Origin of the sequence: Amycolatopsis jejuensis (assembly GCF_000717335.1) — a bacterium.
Lineage (GTDB): Bacteria > Actinomycetota > Actinomycetes > Mycobacteriales > Pseudonocardiaceae > Amycolatopsis > Amycolatopsis jejuensis.
In genome coordinates, this window is record NZ_JNYZ01000007.1 from 1 (window position 1) to 13,626 (window position 13,626).

A 13,626-nucleotide genomic window follows, 5' to 3' on the forward strand; every position below is an offset into this window, starting at 1 on the left:
GAGATCCGCGATGACATCCACGAAGCCTTCCTCAGCATCGCCTGCAGCATCATCTGCTGGCGCAGACTCAAGAAATACTCAATCTGTTAGGACCTCTAAATCACCCCGTATCACCCCGAATCCGGCGCTCCGGCCTGCCGGTACCTCACGACCGGCGCGAGGCCAGTGCCGCCAGCACGCGGGCCCGGGTCGGGACGTCCAGGCGGCACCTCGCGCCCTCGGCCCGGCTCTCCGGGGTCATCACGTCGACGCCGTCCACCAGGATCGTCGGGGACGGGTAGTCGCCGATGCGTTCGATCACCTGTGCGTCGAGCCCCGCCTCGGCCAGGCAGTCCCGCAGCAGCAGGCGCGCCGGGGCCGCGTTCGGGCAGTCCGGGACGGTCAGGAGTTCGACCCGCAGACCCGCGACTTCCGGACCGGCTGTGCACATGGCGGCCTCCGCTCTCCCGCACCAGAATGCCACGGAAGACGGCCGAACCCGCCTTCCCGTCCGAGGACCAGGCGCTCGCCAATCCCCCAAGCCCGCGCAAGAACCACTTGACAATCCGCGTCCGGGGCAAGCTAGGCTGATCTTGGACGTCGAAAGCCACGGCCCGGTGGGTAGTCCGGGCGGCGCGCAAGCGCTCGTACTCGCATCTCATGGTGCGTCCAGCCGTCCCTTTCTTTGCCGTATCGAGAAGGGGAATCTGCTGTGTCTGCACATCTTCGGGTCCTGGTGATCGGTGCCGGAATCGGCGGGCTGGCGCTCGCGCAGGGGCTGCATCGCGCCGGGATCGACGTCACCGTCTGTGAGCGCGATCCCGCCCCCACCGGCCGGCTGCAGGGTTACCGCCTGCGGCTCAACCAGGACGGGCTCGACGCGCTCGACCGGCTCCTCCCGCCCGGGCTCGCCCGCCTCATCTGGGACACGAGTTCATCGCCTTCGCGGAGCGGATACCGGCACGGGACGCCGTCCGGGGCCGAGCGCAACGTCGCGGTGAACCGGCTCACCCTCCGGCAGATCCTCCTGCACGGGCTCGGCGACGTCGTCGAGTTCGGCCGCGACTGCACCGGTTACCAAGCCTGCCCCGACGGCACGGTCACCGCGACCTTCGCCGACGGTTCACAGCGCACCGCGGACGTGCTGGTCGCCGCCGACGGCGTGAACTCCGTGGTACGACGGCACTATCTCCCGCATGCGCAGGTGATGGACACCGGCGTCCGCATCATGTACGGCCGCTTCCCGCTCACCCGCGAAACCGCCGAGCTGGTCCCCGACGAGTGGTTCCAGCTGTACGCCCCGCTCTTCGGCCCGGATCACCAGCACATCGGCATCGCGCCGGTCCACGCCCGCTGCGCCAACCCGGACCTGCCGACGGGACTCACCCTCACCGACACCGCCGACTACGTCATGTGCCTGTTCGCCGCCCGCACCGAACTCCTGCCCCCGGACGACGAACTCCGCACCGGCACCGGGCGCTGGCTCCGTGACCTGACCGCCGACCTGGCGCGCGCGTGGCAGCCGGCCGCCGCCGACCTGCTGGCCCGCGCCGAAACCGGCACGTTCTTCCCGATCTTCATGCGTTCCAGCGTCCCGCTCGAGCCGTGGCCCACCACGTCGGTCACCCTCCTCGGCGACGCGATCCACGCAATGAGCCCGGCAGTGGGCGTCGGCGCGAACACCGCCCTCCGCGACGCAGACCTGCTCACCGTCAAACTGACCGAAGCGGAAAGCGGCGCGGACCTCATCACGGCCATCCGCGAGTACGAGACCACCATGATCGACTACGGCTTCGACGCGGTCCGCACGTCCGCGAAGTACGGCGCGATCCGGATGGGGCAAACCCCGCTGCCGGGGTGAAAATCCGCGGTCAGGAAGCGAGCGCGACGTGCTTGCCCACTGCTTCGCGGAGCTTGTCGTGTTTGCGCACAGTGACGGTGTCGACCACCTCGCCTCCGATGAAGAGGAGCATCGTGGGCAAGGCAAAAACGTCGTACTTGGCCGCGGTCTCCGGTGCTTCCGCGACGTCCACCTTGACCACGGTGATCTCCGGCGTGCTCTGCCCCAGCAGTTCCAGCTGGACGGCAAGCGGCCGGCAGAAACCGCAGTGCACGCCCCAGAAATCGACCAGTACCGGTTTGGCCGACTTCAGCACCAGCTCGTCGAAGTCGGCGTCGGTCGCGGGAATCGTGTGTTCGCTCATGGCTTTCCTCTCGGTTCAGCTGATGATCAACGGCCCGGGCAGATGCCGGGCGACGGTGTCCGCGTCGCCGACGACGACGAGCGACAACGCGGACGGGACGTGCCGGGTGAAGGCCTCGGCCAGGTCCTCCGGGGTCAGGACGGCGAGGCGGCTGCGGACTTCGTCGAGATGCCCGGCAGGCAGGTCGTTGCCGACCAGCGCGGCATGCGCGCCCGCCACCGCTTGCGCGTTCTGGTGGCGGACGGCGTCCGAGCCGAGCAGGTAGTCCACCGCGTCGTTCCGCTCCGCCGCGGTCGGTCCGGCTGCGGCGTATTCGGCGAGCAGGCGGAGCGTCTCGTTCACCGCCGCGCCGGTGACCGAAGTGTCGACCGCGGTCTCGATCACGAACATGCCGCCGCGCCGCCAGGGCCGCAGGCTCGCCCGCACCCCGTAGGTGTAGGCCCTGGCGGTGCGGAGCTCGGCCATCAAGCGGCTGGACATCCCGCCGCCGAGCGCGTGCACGGCGGCGAGCAGGGCCGGCCAGTCCGGGCTGCGCCGATCGATCGCCGCGGCGCCGAAAGCCAGGTGACTCTGCACCGATCCGGGCCGGTGAATGACCACAGTGGACGGGGCACGGACCGGCGGCGCGGAAGCCGGGGCGACCTCTTCGGCCGGTGCCGACCACGCGCCGAACGCCGAATCCGCCGCGGCGAAGACAGCCTCCGCGGAGAACTCCCCGGCCAGCACCAGGGTCACGTTCGCCGGGCCGACGTACTTCCGGTGAAGGTCGGCGACCGGTGCCCGGCCGAGCCTGGCCAGCGACTCCTCGGTACCCCCGGCCGGCCGCGCGCACCGGGCCTCCGGCGCAACCCCGGCAGCGGCCAGCTCGAGCCCGGCGCGCGCGGCCGGGATGTCCATCGCCATCCGGTATTCGGCCCGCAGCCCCTCGATCTCGCCCCGGACCTGGTCGTCGGGAAAGACCGGCACGGACACGATTTCCGCCAGCAGGTCGAGGACCTCCGGCAGCATCCGCGGCACGAACTCCAGGTCGGCGTACACCGCGTCGTGCCCGGTGCGGATCAGGTACTGCAGGCCACGGCGCTCGGCCGTCGCGGCGATCGCGTCCGCGTCGCGGAAAGTGCTGCCCTTGTCGAGGAGGCGGGCAAGCAGGGCCACCACCCCTTCCTCCGCCCGCGGCTCCACGTGCGACGGAAGGTCGAGCACCAGGGTCGCCGCCGCGAGCGCACCGGCGTGCCTGAGGTGGTGCACCCGCAAGCCGTTGGCCAGGGTCCGGGTTTCCGCGGCAGGGAAGCGCCAGGACGGATCGACGTCCACCACCGGGCGCGAGGGCGCACTCATGAAGCCTCCTCGGGCAGGTAGGTCAGCTGTGCGCAGTGCTCGGGACCGAGCCAGGTCGCCGCGATCTTCGCGACGGCATCGCCGGACACCGCCCGCCAGGCCGTCGCGCGGCGGTAGGCGCGGCCGGGTTCCCCGAACTGCAGCGTGGCCTGGGCCAGCGCATCCGCATGACCGTCGCAAGTGGACATTTCGCGCAGTGCGGCCAGCTCCAGCGCGGTCGCCGCGCGGGACACCTCGTCCTCGTCCGGACCGGTTACGGCGAGACTGGCGATCTCCTCGTCGACCGCCTCCTCGACGGCAGCAGCCGAACCGTCGCCAGGCAGCTGCACCGCAAGCAGGCCCATGGAAGTCCCGGCGAGCCGGTGCACCCAGCCGGACACGCCCACTGCCGACCGTTCACCGCGCACGAGCCGCGCCTGCAGCCTGCTGCCCGGTCCGCCCGCGAGGATGTGCAACGCCATTTCCGCGCTGTCGCAGTCGGCGGTGCCATCGCCCGGTAGCCGCCACAGGCGGTACAGCGCCGTCATCGGCACCGGTTCCCTGCAGGTTTCCCGGATCGGGTCCGGCAGCGGTGCCAGCTGTGCGCGGTACGCCGCCGACGGCTCGTGCCCGCTCGGTGCGATGTCCGCGAAACACCGGGTCACCTCCTCGACCGCGGCTTCCGGATCGGCTGCGCCCACGACGGTCACCACCGCGCGGTCCGGCGCGTAGTGCCGGGCGAGGAACCGGCGGAAACCGGCCAGGTCCATCGCATCGAGATGCGCCATGTCCCCGATGGGCGAGTGCGCATAGGCGTGGCCCGACGGGAAAAGCCGTGCCTGCAACCGTTCCACCGCGGTGCCGTAGGGCTGGTTGCAGGATTCCCGCCATTCGTTCTTGACGACCTCGCGCTGGGTGTCCAGGCTGCGCTGGTTCAGCGCGGTGCCCAGGCTGCGCATCCGGTCGGCCTCGAGCCACAGCGCGAGCGGCAGCACTCCGCGCGGCACCGTCTCGAAATACGTCGTGCGATCGATCATCGTGAAGCCGTTGAGCCAGGCGCCGTACCGTTCCAGGCAGGCGAAGTGCTCACCGGCCGCGACCCCGGCGGACCCCTCGAACATCAGGTGCTCGAAGAGGTGCGCGATCCCGGTCCGCTCCGGCGATTCGTCGCGGGAGCCCACGCGGTAGGTGACGTTGACGGCGACCGCGGCGCCGGGCTGTCCGGCGGCGACCACGGACAAGCCGTTGGGCAACCGGTGCAGCACAGGTCCGGCCATGAGGATTCCTCGTTTCTGCGGCTGCTTTTCGGGCAGGGTGAAGGCACGCGCGTACGCCTCGGCGTGCGCGCCGGGAAAGGGAGTGCGGGTCAGCCGAGCGGCTCGGCCGGGACGACCGGGAGGTCGTCCTCGCCGATCGCGGTGGGCAGTTCGGTGGCGAGGTTGACCTCGGCCACGGCAGCGCTTTCCAGTACCGCGACGAGTGCCGTGCCGCGGATCCGTTCCGCGTGCCGGGCCGCCTCGGCGCGGGCCGTGTCCTGATCGCCGCGGACGATCGCGTCCGTCAGGTCCGCGACGTCCTTGCGCGGCACCGGAAGCACGCCACTCAGCGCGTCGAGGAAGTAGTACCGCTGAAGTTTCAGCAGCACCCCGGCGAGCACCGCGGACAGTTCCCCGTTGCCGGACATCCGCGCGATCCGGAGGTGGAACTCGTAGTCCTCCGCGATGACGTCGCCGGCCGGGGCTTCCGGATACTCCCGGAGAGGCGCGGTTTCGTGCGGCACCTGGTCCGCGTGCTTCGCGGCCAGAGCCGCGGCTTCGGCGAAGAGCCAGCCCAGCATCGCGGTGAGGTCGCGCAGGCCGCCGACCGTCACCGCCGACACCAGATAGCCGGCGCGCGGCAGGGCCTGCAGCCAGCCCTGGCGGCGGAGCGCGGCGAGCGCTTCGCGCACCGGCGCTTTGCTCATCCCGAGCCGTCCGGCGATGTCGCCCTCGGAGTAGGTGGCGCCTGCCTGGAGATCGCCGGCGATGATCCGCCGCCGGATCTCGGCGTACGCGACATCGCTCATCGGCTGGTTCACCGGTTCGGCAGAAGACGGCTGCCGGCCCGAGCGCGATGACACGAGGCACCTCCCACACTTCGACGACACCTGAGCATAGCAACTGCCCCGGCTGGACCGTTCAGGAACGCGCCGCTGCGCGCTGGAGCAACGGCGTCAACCCGGCTGCCGCCCAGCGGTCCTGGACGATGGTGTCCGGCAGCGCTTCCCGCACGTACTGAAGCGCCTCGTCGATCGCCGGGCCTGGCTCGCCCAGCAGGTAGATGCTGGCCACCCCGGACAGGCCGGCCAGCTTCCGCACTCCCACCGGGGTCAGCTTCGCCACGTAGATGCGTGCCGAACGGATGCCGGTGAGCTCGAGAACGTGGTCCATCTTCTCGTCGTCGAGTTCTTCATCGCTCAGGGTGAGGTGGTCGGCGGCCCCCGAGAAGGCCGAGAGCGCGGCGTAGTCCGGCTTCGGCCCGCCGACCCGCGGCATCCAAGCCACCTGCAGGTACGTCTCCTCGCCTGCCGGGATGGTGGCCGTCCCGGTGAGCTCGCGGGTTTCCTCCGGGTCGCTGACGTCGAAGAGAGTCAGTCCGGCCGGACTGGGGTCCGGCAGGTGCACGGTCCGTTCCCGGGGGGTCTTGACGGCCCAGCCGGGAACCGGCGGCAACGGCATTCCTTCCAGCGCGTCGAGCACGTCGGTGAGCAGTGCTTCGAGGGCGGCGGCGTCCTCCTCGCAGACCCACAGCACGGGCCGTCCGGAGGCGAACAGGGCGAAGAGGGGCATGGCGGTCATGGGGTACCGCCGGTGCAGCGGGTGGGTTTGCAGCTCCTGGGTTTCCTCGTCGATGGCCTGGTTGAGGCAGGCCATCCGCATCCGCCCGGCCAGCCGCTCCGCCATGGCGGCCAGCGGTTCGGTCATCTCGACGCAGGGTGGGCAGTCGTCCTGGCGGAAGTAGGCCAGCAGGGGCCGGGAGTCCGCGGCGGCGAGTGCCGCGTCGAACTCGTCCTCGGTCATCTGGGGGACGAAATCGGTCATGTGCTTGCCTTTCGTGAACGGTGCTGATCAGGATGGGAGGTCGGCGGGCGTACCCGTGGGGCGGTAACAGGAGCAGTCCGGCCGGTAGGCGAGCGGCTGCACGGCGGCCGTCCCACCCTGGTCACCCGGCCCGTAGCGGTTCGCGAAACCGCGCATGGCCGGGAACGACCCGATTTTCTGCAGACCGGCGGCGAACGCTTCGGCGTTGACGAAGCTGCTTCCGCTGCGTTCGAGCGCAGCCGCGACGAGGTCGAGCGACTGGCACAGGTCGAGCCCGGTGGTCCGGCCGGTCTCCTTCGCCTGCGGGTCCCCACCGGCCCGGTCGATCGCCTCGAGACAGCGCCGTGCGCTTGCGTTGTCCCGCTTCAGATCGGCGACGGCCTGCTCGTTGTCGGCGAGGCTGTCGCCCTCCATCCGCCGCCATTCGATCGGCGTCGCGGCGGCCCGGAGCGCCGGGTCCGCCCCGAAGGCGACCATGGCTCCCGCGACGTGCGCCGAGGCCGCGATCCGCGGGAAGTACTGCTGTTTCCCGGCTTCGAGCAAGAGATCCGGCAGCGCCCCCGTCGCGTCGCCGACCAGCACGACGCGGTCGGCTCCGGATGTTTTGAGCTTCAGCACGAGATCGAGCGCCGCCGCTTTGCCCGCCGCGGCATCGGCCGGAAGCGAGTGGACGTCCGGCTTCGGCGCCCCGGCCGCGACGAGACCCGACTCCAGCAGCTTGGGGATCTCCGGATCGGGCGGCTCGGCACCGTGGTAGGACTGGTCGATCACGACCGCGACCCGGCCGGCGCCGGCCAGCCAGCCGGTCTGCTGCAGGATGCGCGGCCAGCTGCGGGCCAGCCGCGTGTCGGTGAGCAGGTCGATGCCCGCGGTGGCGGGCGCGTTCCGGAACACCGCCGCGGTGCCGAAGCCCCCGGCGAGGATGCCCACGATGCCGCGAGAGTTCAGGCACGAGGTCAGCACCGACGGCGGGCGCGTGATGCCGAGCACCGCGAACACGGCGGGCTGCTGTGCGGCGATCGCAGCGCACTCGGCCTGCGCGAGCGTGCTGTCCCCGGAGGCTTCGCCTGCCTGATTCACCAGCCGGATCTTGCGGTGCGCGATGCCACCACGGTCGTTGTACATCGCCACGATCGCGTCCCGGACCGCGGTCCCGTTGTCGCTGCCACCCGTGGTCGCGAGGCCGCCGGACCCGGGAACGGCGAACGTGATCGTGTCCGCGTCGACGCCCGGCCCGTTCTTCTCCGGGATCGCGCCGGTGCCGCCCTGCTGCCCGGCCTGTCCGGTCGCCGCGCATCCGGTGACCAGAAGTGCGGCCAGCAACGGGAAAGCCCGCCGCCCGGCCGGCGTGGTGCGGATTGGCTTCATGACGACCACCATGCCGCGCGATCTTCGAAGCTGTCAAGTTCAATTTATCTAATTATTAAGTCCAGTCTGCTTCACTGCGAATACCAGGCACTCTCCCGAGAGGAGAAGGACGTGCAGAGTCCGGCCCGCCGCATCGTCGCGCTGGGTTTCGCCGCGGTCGCCGCCTCCGGTTGCGCCGCACCGGAGAACCTGCGGTTCACCCGTGACCATCGCGTACAGCTGACCGCCCCGGCCGATCAGGAAGAGGTCACGGTGCCGTTCACCGTCCGGTGGACCGCGCGGGACGTACCGATCGCGCCACCGGAGCGCCCCACGGCACCGGGGACCTTGCGCTTCGCGGTGTTCGTCGACCGCGACCCGATCGCCCCCGGCGGGCCGCTGCGGTCGCTCGGGGAGAACGACCCGGGATGCCGCGCGCGGCCGGCTTGCCCGGACGACGCCTACCTCTCCCGGCTCGGCGTTTTCGTCACGAGCGAAAGCAGCCAGCTGCTCGCCTGGGTGGGCAAGGCGGTCGACGGCAAGAACACCCACAAGGTGACAGTCGTGCTGGTCGATGCTTCGGGACGGCGAGTCGGCGAGTCGTACTGGTCAGTGAGTTTCCGCGTCCCCGGCGGCGCCCGGTGAGCGCCGGCGGTCCGCCGCACACCCACACCGCGGAGAGTTTTCTCGCCGAGATCCGCGGGTCGGCCGAGCGGCTGCGGGACCAGGGCCGCGAGCTGACCGGAACCGACGGGCGGGCCGACCGCCGCCCGTTCTTCCGGCTGCTGCGCGAGGAAGGGGTCGGGCTCTACCCCCTGGTCGCGGTGCTGGCCCTGTCGGTGAGCCAGCTGCTGCTGAGCCAGGGGGCGGCGGTACTGGCCCCGGACATGGGCAAGGTGTTCGGCGTCGGGCCCGAGTTCTTCACCGTGACCGGCTTGCTTGGCCAGGTGATCGCCATCGCCGTACCGCTCGGGGTGGCGCGGCTGGTGCAGAACCGGGCGTGCCGGGCGGCGGTGCTGCTCACCTCCGCAGTGCTCTGGTGCGGGCTGAGCGCCTACACCGCTTTCGTGCCGTCGCTGGGTTTCCTGATGGTGCTGATGTTCCTCGACGGGGCGACGACGGCGGCAGGCAGCGCGGTGAGCGGGCCGCTGCTGGTCGATCTCTTCCCGCCGCGCGTGCGGCTGCGGGTGCTCGCGGTGGACTCCGCCGCCATCCGGGTGGCGACGGTGGCCGCGCCGCTGCTCGTGGCACTGCTGTCCGGGCCGCTCGGCCTGAACTGGCGGGGGATTCACCTCGCCATGGCTGTGCTCGGCGCGGTGTTCGTCGCGGTCGCGTTCCGGCTGCGGGACCCCGGATACGGCCAGTACGACACCGAGCTGATCCGCAAAGCGGCCCGCGAGGAACGCGGCAGCGCGGACGGGGAGCGCGCCCTCGCCGTGCCGAAGCTGACCCTTTCCGAAGCGATCCGGCGGATCGTCGCGATCCCGTCGCAGCGGTGGTTCTTCGCCTCCGCCATCGTCGGCGCGATGGCCGCGCCGCTGTCGATCTACCTGGCGTTCTTCCTCCAGGACCAGTTCAACCTCGACGCCACCGAACGGTCCCTGCTCGCCGCCGGGACCGGCGCGGTCGCGCTCGTGTCCTACCTGGTGTTCGCACCGATCGGCGACCGGCTGTTCCAGCGCAACGTCCGGCTCGTGTTCGTGCTCAACGGGGTACTCAGCCTGATCGGCATCGCCCTGTCGACGGCGCAGGTGTTCATGCCGTCGGTGACCGCGCTGGTGCTCTTCTCGCTCGCCGGGTCGGCGCTGGCCGGGCTGTCCGGTCCGGCAATGCAGCTCGGCATGATGTCGGTGGTACCCGCCCAGCTGCGCCCGCACGTCGGGGGCCTCAGCATGATGTGCGTCCTGGCCGGAACGGCGATCAGCACCGCGCTCCTCGGCGGGCTCGCTTCGGCGCTCGGGATGCAGCTGCTGGTGGCGCTCATGGCCGTGCCGCAGATCGCCGGGGTGGTACTGACGATCGTCGCCGGCCGCCACGTCCGGGCCGATCTCGACCGGATGATCGACGAAGTGGTCGAGGACGAGACCGTCGACCGGATCACCGCGAGCGGGGCCCGGCTGCCGATGCTCACCTGCCGCGGGCTCGATTTCCGGTACGGCACCCAGCAAATCCTCTTCGGGGTCGACCTCACCGTCGATGACGGCGAACTGGTCGCCCTGCTCGGCGTGAACGGGGCCGGGAAGTCCACGCTGCTGCGGGTCGTCTCCGGGCTCGGCAGGCCGTCCGCGGGCAGCATCCGGCTGGACGGGCACGACATCACCCACATCGACGCCGAACGCCGCACCGTCTTGGGGATCACCCAGGTACCCGGTGGCCATGCCGTCTTCGGCGAGCTCACCGTGCAGGAGAACCTGCGCTGCTACGGGTTCACCCTCGGCCGCGGCAGACGCAAGCTCGACGCCGCGCTCGACGAGGCGTTCGCGGCGATGCCCGCGCTGGCGGAGCTGCGGCACCGCCGGGCGGCCACGCTGTCCGGCGGCGAACAGCAGATGCTCGGTCTCGCCAAGGCGTCGCTGCTGCAGCCCCGGCTGCTGCTGCTCGACGAGCTTTCCCTCGGGCTGGCCCCGAAAGTGGTCGCCCAGCTGGTGCAGCAGGTGCAGGCGATCAATGCCCGCGGCACCTCGGTGCTCGTGGTGGAGCAGTCCGTCTCCACCGCACTGGAGCTGGCCGGCCACGCGTACTTCATGGAAAACGGCGAGATCCGCTTCGACGGCAGTACTCGCGAACTGGCCGCGCGCCCGGACCTGCTGCGTGCGGTGTTCCTGCCCCGGACGACCCCTGCGGAGGCACTGTGATGCCCGTCGGTTCCCCTGCCGTGACCCGATATCTGCGCGGCACGCTGATCGCTTCCGGTTGCGTGGCAGCGGGTTTGCTCGCCGCCCGGATCACCGGACTCGCCACCCCGCCCTACGTGGTGCTGCTCGGCGCCGTCGTCGGGCTGAGCTACGGAATGCTGGGGGTCTGCCTGGTACTGGTCTTCCGCTCCAGCCAGGTGATCAACTTCGCCCAGCCGCAGATCGGCGTGCTCGCCGCGGCACTGCTGGGAGTGCTGACCACCTTGGGCAGGCTGCCGTTCTGGCTCGCCTTCGCCGTGGTGGTCGCCGCCGCGGGAGGCCTCGGCGCACTCGTGTACCTGGTGGTCGTGCGCAGGCTCGACTCCGCGCCGCGCGTCGTGGTCGTCGCCGCGACCTTCGGCGCGGGCGCGCTGCTCGCCGCCCAGGTCACCGGCCTGCAGAAGGCCGCCGGATCGCCGAACGCAGGCCCCGCCGGGCCCGGGCTGCCGGAGTTCCACCTCGGACCGCTGCTGGTCACCCCCGACTACACCGGGCTGCTGATCGCCGGGCCGGTGATGGTCGCCGCGCTCACCTGGTTCCTGCTGCGGACCCGGTACGGGCTCGCCATCCGGGCCGCGACCGCCAACCCCGACGCGGCCCGGCTGGCCGGGATCTCCCCCACCCGCGCCGCGGCGGTGGTCTGGGGGCTCGCCGGGGCGGTCGCAGCGGTGACCACGGTGTTCTTCCCGGCGGGCGTGGCCGATGCGCAGAGGTTCGCCCCGGCCGGGCTGCTGTACGGGCTCGCGGCCGCCGCGCTGGCCCGGATGCGCAGCCTGCCGGTCGCGCTGCTGGCCGGGACCGGGATCGGGGTACTCGACCAGGTCCTGCGATGGAACTCCCCGGACTCGCACCTGACCGGGCTGGTGGTGTTCGCCGTGCTGGTCCTCGCGCTGGTCTTCCCCCGGACCGGTCTCGGCCGCGGCGACCAGCGCGGCAGCTGGCTGACCGTCGCGCCGTGGCCGCCGTTGCCCCCGCCGGTCGCGCGGCTGTGGCCGGTGCGGCACCTCGGGAAAATCCTGACCGCCCTGATGCTCGTGGCACTGGTACTGGCCGGTTCCCTCGGCGACACCACCGCGATGGTGCTGACGACCGTGCTCGCCGCGGCGATCGTCGCGTTGTCGCTCGGGGTGCTCACCGGGCTCGCCGGTGAGCTGTCACTGGGCCAGTTCGCCATTGCCGCGCTCGGCGCCGCGGCGTCCTGGTTCGTGGTCACGCGGACCGGGAACTTCCTGCTGGGCCTCGGATCGGCGGCGCTGACCGCCGGGGCGGCCTGCGTTCTTCTCGGGCTGCCCGCCCTGCGCTCCCGCGGCCCGATGCTGGCCGTGACGTCGCTGGCGTTCTCCATCGTGGTACCGCCGGTGCTCCTGACCCAGCCGTGGCTTTTCGGGGAAGCCGGGGTGTTCAGCCCGCAACCGGTGCTCGCCGGAGTGCCGCTGACCCCGGGCATCCGCTACTTCGGTTTCACGCTCGTGGTGTTCGTGCTGGCCCTGGTGCTGGTGTGGAATGCCCGGCGCGGAGTGGCGGGACGGGCGCTGGTCGCCACCCGCGACAACGAACCCGCCGCACGATCGTTTGCCGTCCCTGCGACGCGCATGCGGGTACAGGCGCTGTTCCTTTCCGGGGCGCTGGCCGGGCTGGGCGGCGCGGTGCTCGGGCACTCCCAGCCGATCCTGTCGGCCACCACGTTCCCGATCGACTGGAACATCTTCGTGGTACTCGGGATCGTCGCCGGTGGACTGTCCACAGTGGGCGGGGGCGTCGCGGGGGCGTTCTGGGTCATCGGCCTTCCCCTGCTGCTGCCCGGAAGGGCCGGAAGCGGGCTCACCCTCGCCGTGGCCTGCACCACCGTGCTGGTGATCGCGATGATCCGGCCGGGCGGGGCGGCACAGGCACTGCGCCCGGTCCGCGATCGGCTGGTGGCCCTGCTGGCCCGCTGGTACGGGGTACCCCCGGAGACACCGGCAAAGCCGGAGGCACCGGCGCTGCCGACCCATCAGGTGGCCGTGGTGACCCCGGCGCGGCCGATTTCCGCGCAGCCGCCGGTGCTGTCCGCTCGCGCGCTGCACCGGTCGTTCGGCGGGGTGCGGGCAGTCGACGGGGTGGACCTCGACGTGCACCGCGGCGAGGTGCTCGGCCTGATCGGGCCGAACGGGGCGGGCAAGACCACGACCTTCGAAATGCTCAGCGGGTTCGTCCGCCCGGACAGCGGGTCCGTCTCCTTCGGCGGCCGCGACATCACCCGGTGGGCCCCCGAGCGCCGGGCACTGGCCGGGCTGGTCCGTTCGTTCCAGGACGGGGCGTTGTTCCCGACGATGAGCGTGCTCGAGACCGTGACCCTTGCGGTACAACGACATCAGCCGTCGAGCACCACGCTCTCGGTGGCCGGTTTCGAGCGGGCCCGGCGCAAGCGCCGAACGGCCGCGGAAGCCGTGGTCGAGCAGTGGGGTCTCGGCCGGTACCGCAGCCGCCTGGTCCAGGAGCTGTCGACCGGCACCCGCCGGATCGTGGAGCTCGCCTGCATGACGACCCTGCAACCGCAGGTGCTGCTGCTCGACGAGCCATCGTCGGGCATCGCCCAGCGCGAGACCGAAGCACTCGGGCTCCGCCTGCGCGCCCTGCGCGAGGAGTTCACCCTGGTGGTGATCGAGCACAACCTCCCGCTCATCACCGGTCTCGCGGACCGGATCGTGGTGCTGCACCACGGCCGGATCCTGTGCACCGGCACGCCGACGCTGGTGTGCGCCGACGACGCGGTGGCCGACGCCTATCTCGGCGGGCGGCTCGAAACGAGGATCCCCGGCTGAC

The 13,626-nt window shown here is 71.4% G+C and carries 11 protein-coding genes; 4 read left to right on the top strand and 7 right to left on the bottom strand.

Annotation, left to right across the window (positions count from 1 at the left end):
- Nucleotides 1-145: 145 nt before the first annotated feature.
- A complete protein-coding gene (locus OO71_RS10100) occupies nucleotides 146-430 on the bottom strand; it encodes an alkylmercury lyase (protein ID WP_211260485.1) in 285 nt (94 codons plus the stop codon).
- 261 nt (nucleotides 431-691) lie between these two features.
- On the opposite strand from OO71_RS10100, the gene OO71_RS51580 reads away from it, so the two are divergent.
- The gene (locus OO71_RS51580; RefSeq protein ID WP_033289442.1) at nucleotides 692-1,840 is read left to right on the top strand and encodes an FAD-dependent oxidoreductase; all 1,149 of its coding nucleotides are present in this window, start codon (nucleotides 692-694) and stop codon (nucleotides 1,838-1,840) included.
- Between the two features lie 10 nt (nucleotides 1,841-1,850).
- On the opposite strand, the gene OO71_RS10110 is transcribed toward OO71_RS51580, so the two are convergent.
- The 6 genes from OO71_RS10110 to OO71_RS10130 form a co-directional block, all read right to left on the bottom strand.
- Entirely contained in the window at nucleotides 1,851-2,183 is a 333-nt protein-coding gene (locus OO71_RS10110; protein ID WP_033289443.1) for a thioredoxin family protein, read from the bottom strand.
- 15 nt (nucleotides 2,184-2,198) lie between these two features.
- Nucleotides 2,199-3,521, bottom strand: coding sequence for a M16 family metallopeptidase (locus tag OO71_RS10115; RefSeq protein ID WP_033289444.1), 1,323 nt, complete (start codon nucleotides 3,519-3,521; stop codon nucleotides 2,199-2,201).
- Nucleotides 3,518-4,777: a M16 family metallopeptidase gene (locus OO71_RS10120; RefSeq protein ID WP_051791407.1), complete on the bottom strand. Its 1,260-nt coding sequence runs from the start codon at nucleotides 4,775-4,777 to the stop codon at nucleotides 3,518-3,520. Before OO71_RS10120 ends, OO71_RS10115 begins: the two co-directional genes overlap by 4 nt.
- A gap of 89 nt (nucleotides 4,778-4,866) precedes the next feature.
- Entirely contained in the window at nucleotides 4,867-5,565 is a 699-nt protein-coding gene (locus tag OO71_RS47245; RefSeq protein WP_051791408.1) for a GntR family transcriptional regulator, read from the bottom strand.
- Between the two features lie 112 nt (nucleotides 5,566-5,677).
- Nucleotides 5,678-6,580 carry a thioredoxin family protein gene (locus OO71_RS10125; protein ID WP_033289445.1) on the bottom strand — a complete coding sequence of 301 codons (903 nt, stop codon included), beginning with the start codon at nucleotides 6,578-6,580 and terminating at the stop codon, nucleotides 5,678-5,680.
- Between the two features lie 27 nt (nucleotides 6,581-6,607).
- A complete protein-coding gene (locus tag OO71_RS10130) occupies nucleotides 6,608-7,948 on the bottom strand; it encodes a hypothetical protein (RefSeq protein ID WP_156096244.1) in 1,341 nt (446 codons plus the stop codon).
- Nucleotides 7,949-8,059: 111 nt separating this feature from the next.
- On the opposite strand from OO71_RS10130, the gene OO71_RS50880 reads away from it, so the two are divergent.
- The 3 genes from OO71_RS50880 to OO71_RS10145 are packed head-to-tail and all read left to right on the top strand — an operon-like array spanning nucleotide 8,060 to nucleotide 13,625.
- Nucleotides 8,060-8,572: a hypothetical protein gene (locus OO71_RS50880; RefSeq protein WP_033289447.1), complete on the top strand. Its 513-nt coding sequence runs from the start codon at nucleotides 8,060-8,062 to the stop codon at nucleotides 8,570-8,572.
- A complete protein-coding gene (locus tag OO71_RS10140; protein ID WP_033289448.1) occupies nucleotides 8,569-10,782 on the top strand; it encodes an ATP-binding protein in 2,214 nt (737 codons plus the stop codon). Before OO71_RS50880 ends, OO71_RS10140 begins: the two co-directional genes overlap by 4 nt.
- Complete coding sequence (locus OO71_RS10145; protein ID WP_033289449.1) at nucleotides 10,782-13,625, top strand: ABC transporter permease subunit; 2,844 nt, start codon at nucleotides 10,782-10,784, stop codon at nucleotides 13,623-13,625. The genes OO71_RS10140 and OO71_RS10145 overlap by 1 nt, the downstream gene beginning before the upstream one ends.
- Nucleotide 13,626: the final 1 nt, after the last annotated feature.

What these genes read in the sequence shown, in the direction of transcription:
- OO71_RS10145 (WP_033289449.1), top strand. Translation starts at nt 10,782, where the DNA reads ATGCCCGTCGGTTCCCCTGCCGTGACCCGATATCTGCGCGGCACGCTG.
- OO71_RS10100 (WP_211260485.1), bottom strand. Translation starts at nt 430, where the DNA reads ATGTGCACAGCCGGTCCGGAAGTCGCGGGTCTGCGGGTCGAACTCCTG.
- OO71_RS47245 (WP_051791408.1), bottom strand. Translation starts at nt 5,565, where the DNA reads ATGAGCGATGTCGCGTACGCCGAGATCCGGCGGCGGATCATCGCCGGC.
- OO71_RS10125 (WP_033289445.1), bottom strand. Translation starts at nt 6,580, where the DNA reads ATGACCGATTTCGTCCCCCAGATGACCGAGGACGAGTTCGACGCGGCA.
- OO71_RS10110 (WP_033289443.1), bottom strand. Translation starts at nt 2,183, where the DNA reads ATGAGCGAACACACGATTCCCGCGACCGACGCCGACTTCGACGAGCTG.
- OO71_RS10115 (WP_033289444.1), bottom strand. Translation starts at nt 3,521, where the DNA reads ATGAGTGCGCCCTCGCGCCCGGTGGTGGACGTCGATCCGTCCTGGCGC.
- OO71_RS10130 (WP_156096244.1), bottom strand. Translation starts at nt 7,948, where the DNA reads ATGAAGCCAATCCGCACCACGCCGGCCGGGCGGCGGGCTTTCCCGTTG.
- OO71_RS10120 (WP_051791407.1), bottom strand. Translation starts at nt 4,777, where the DNA reads ATGGCCGGACCTGTGCTGCACCGGTTGCCCAACGGCTTGTCCGTGGTC.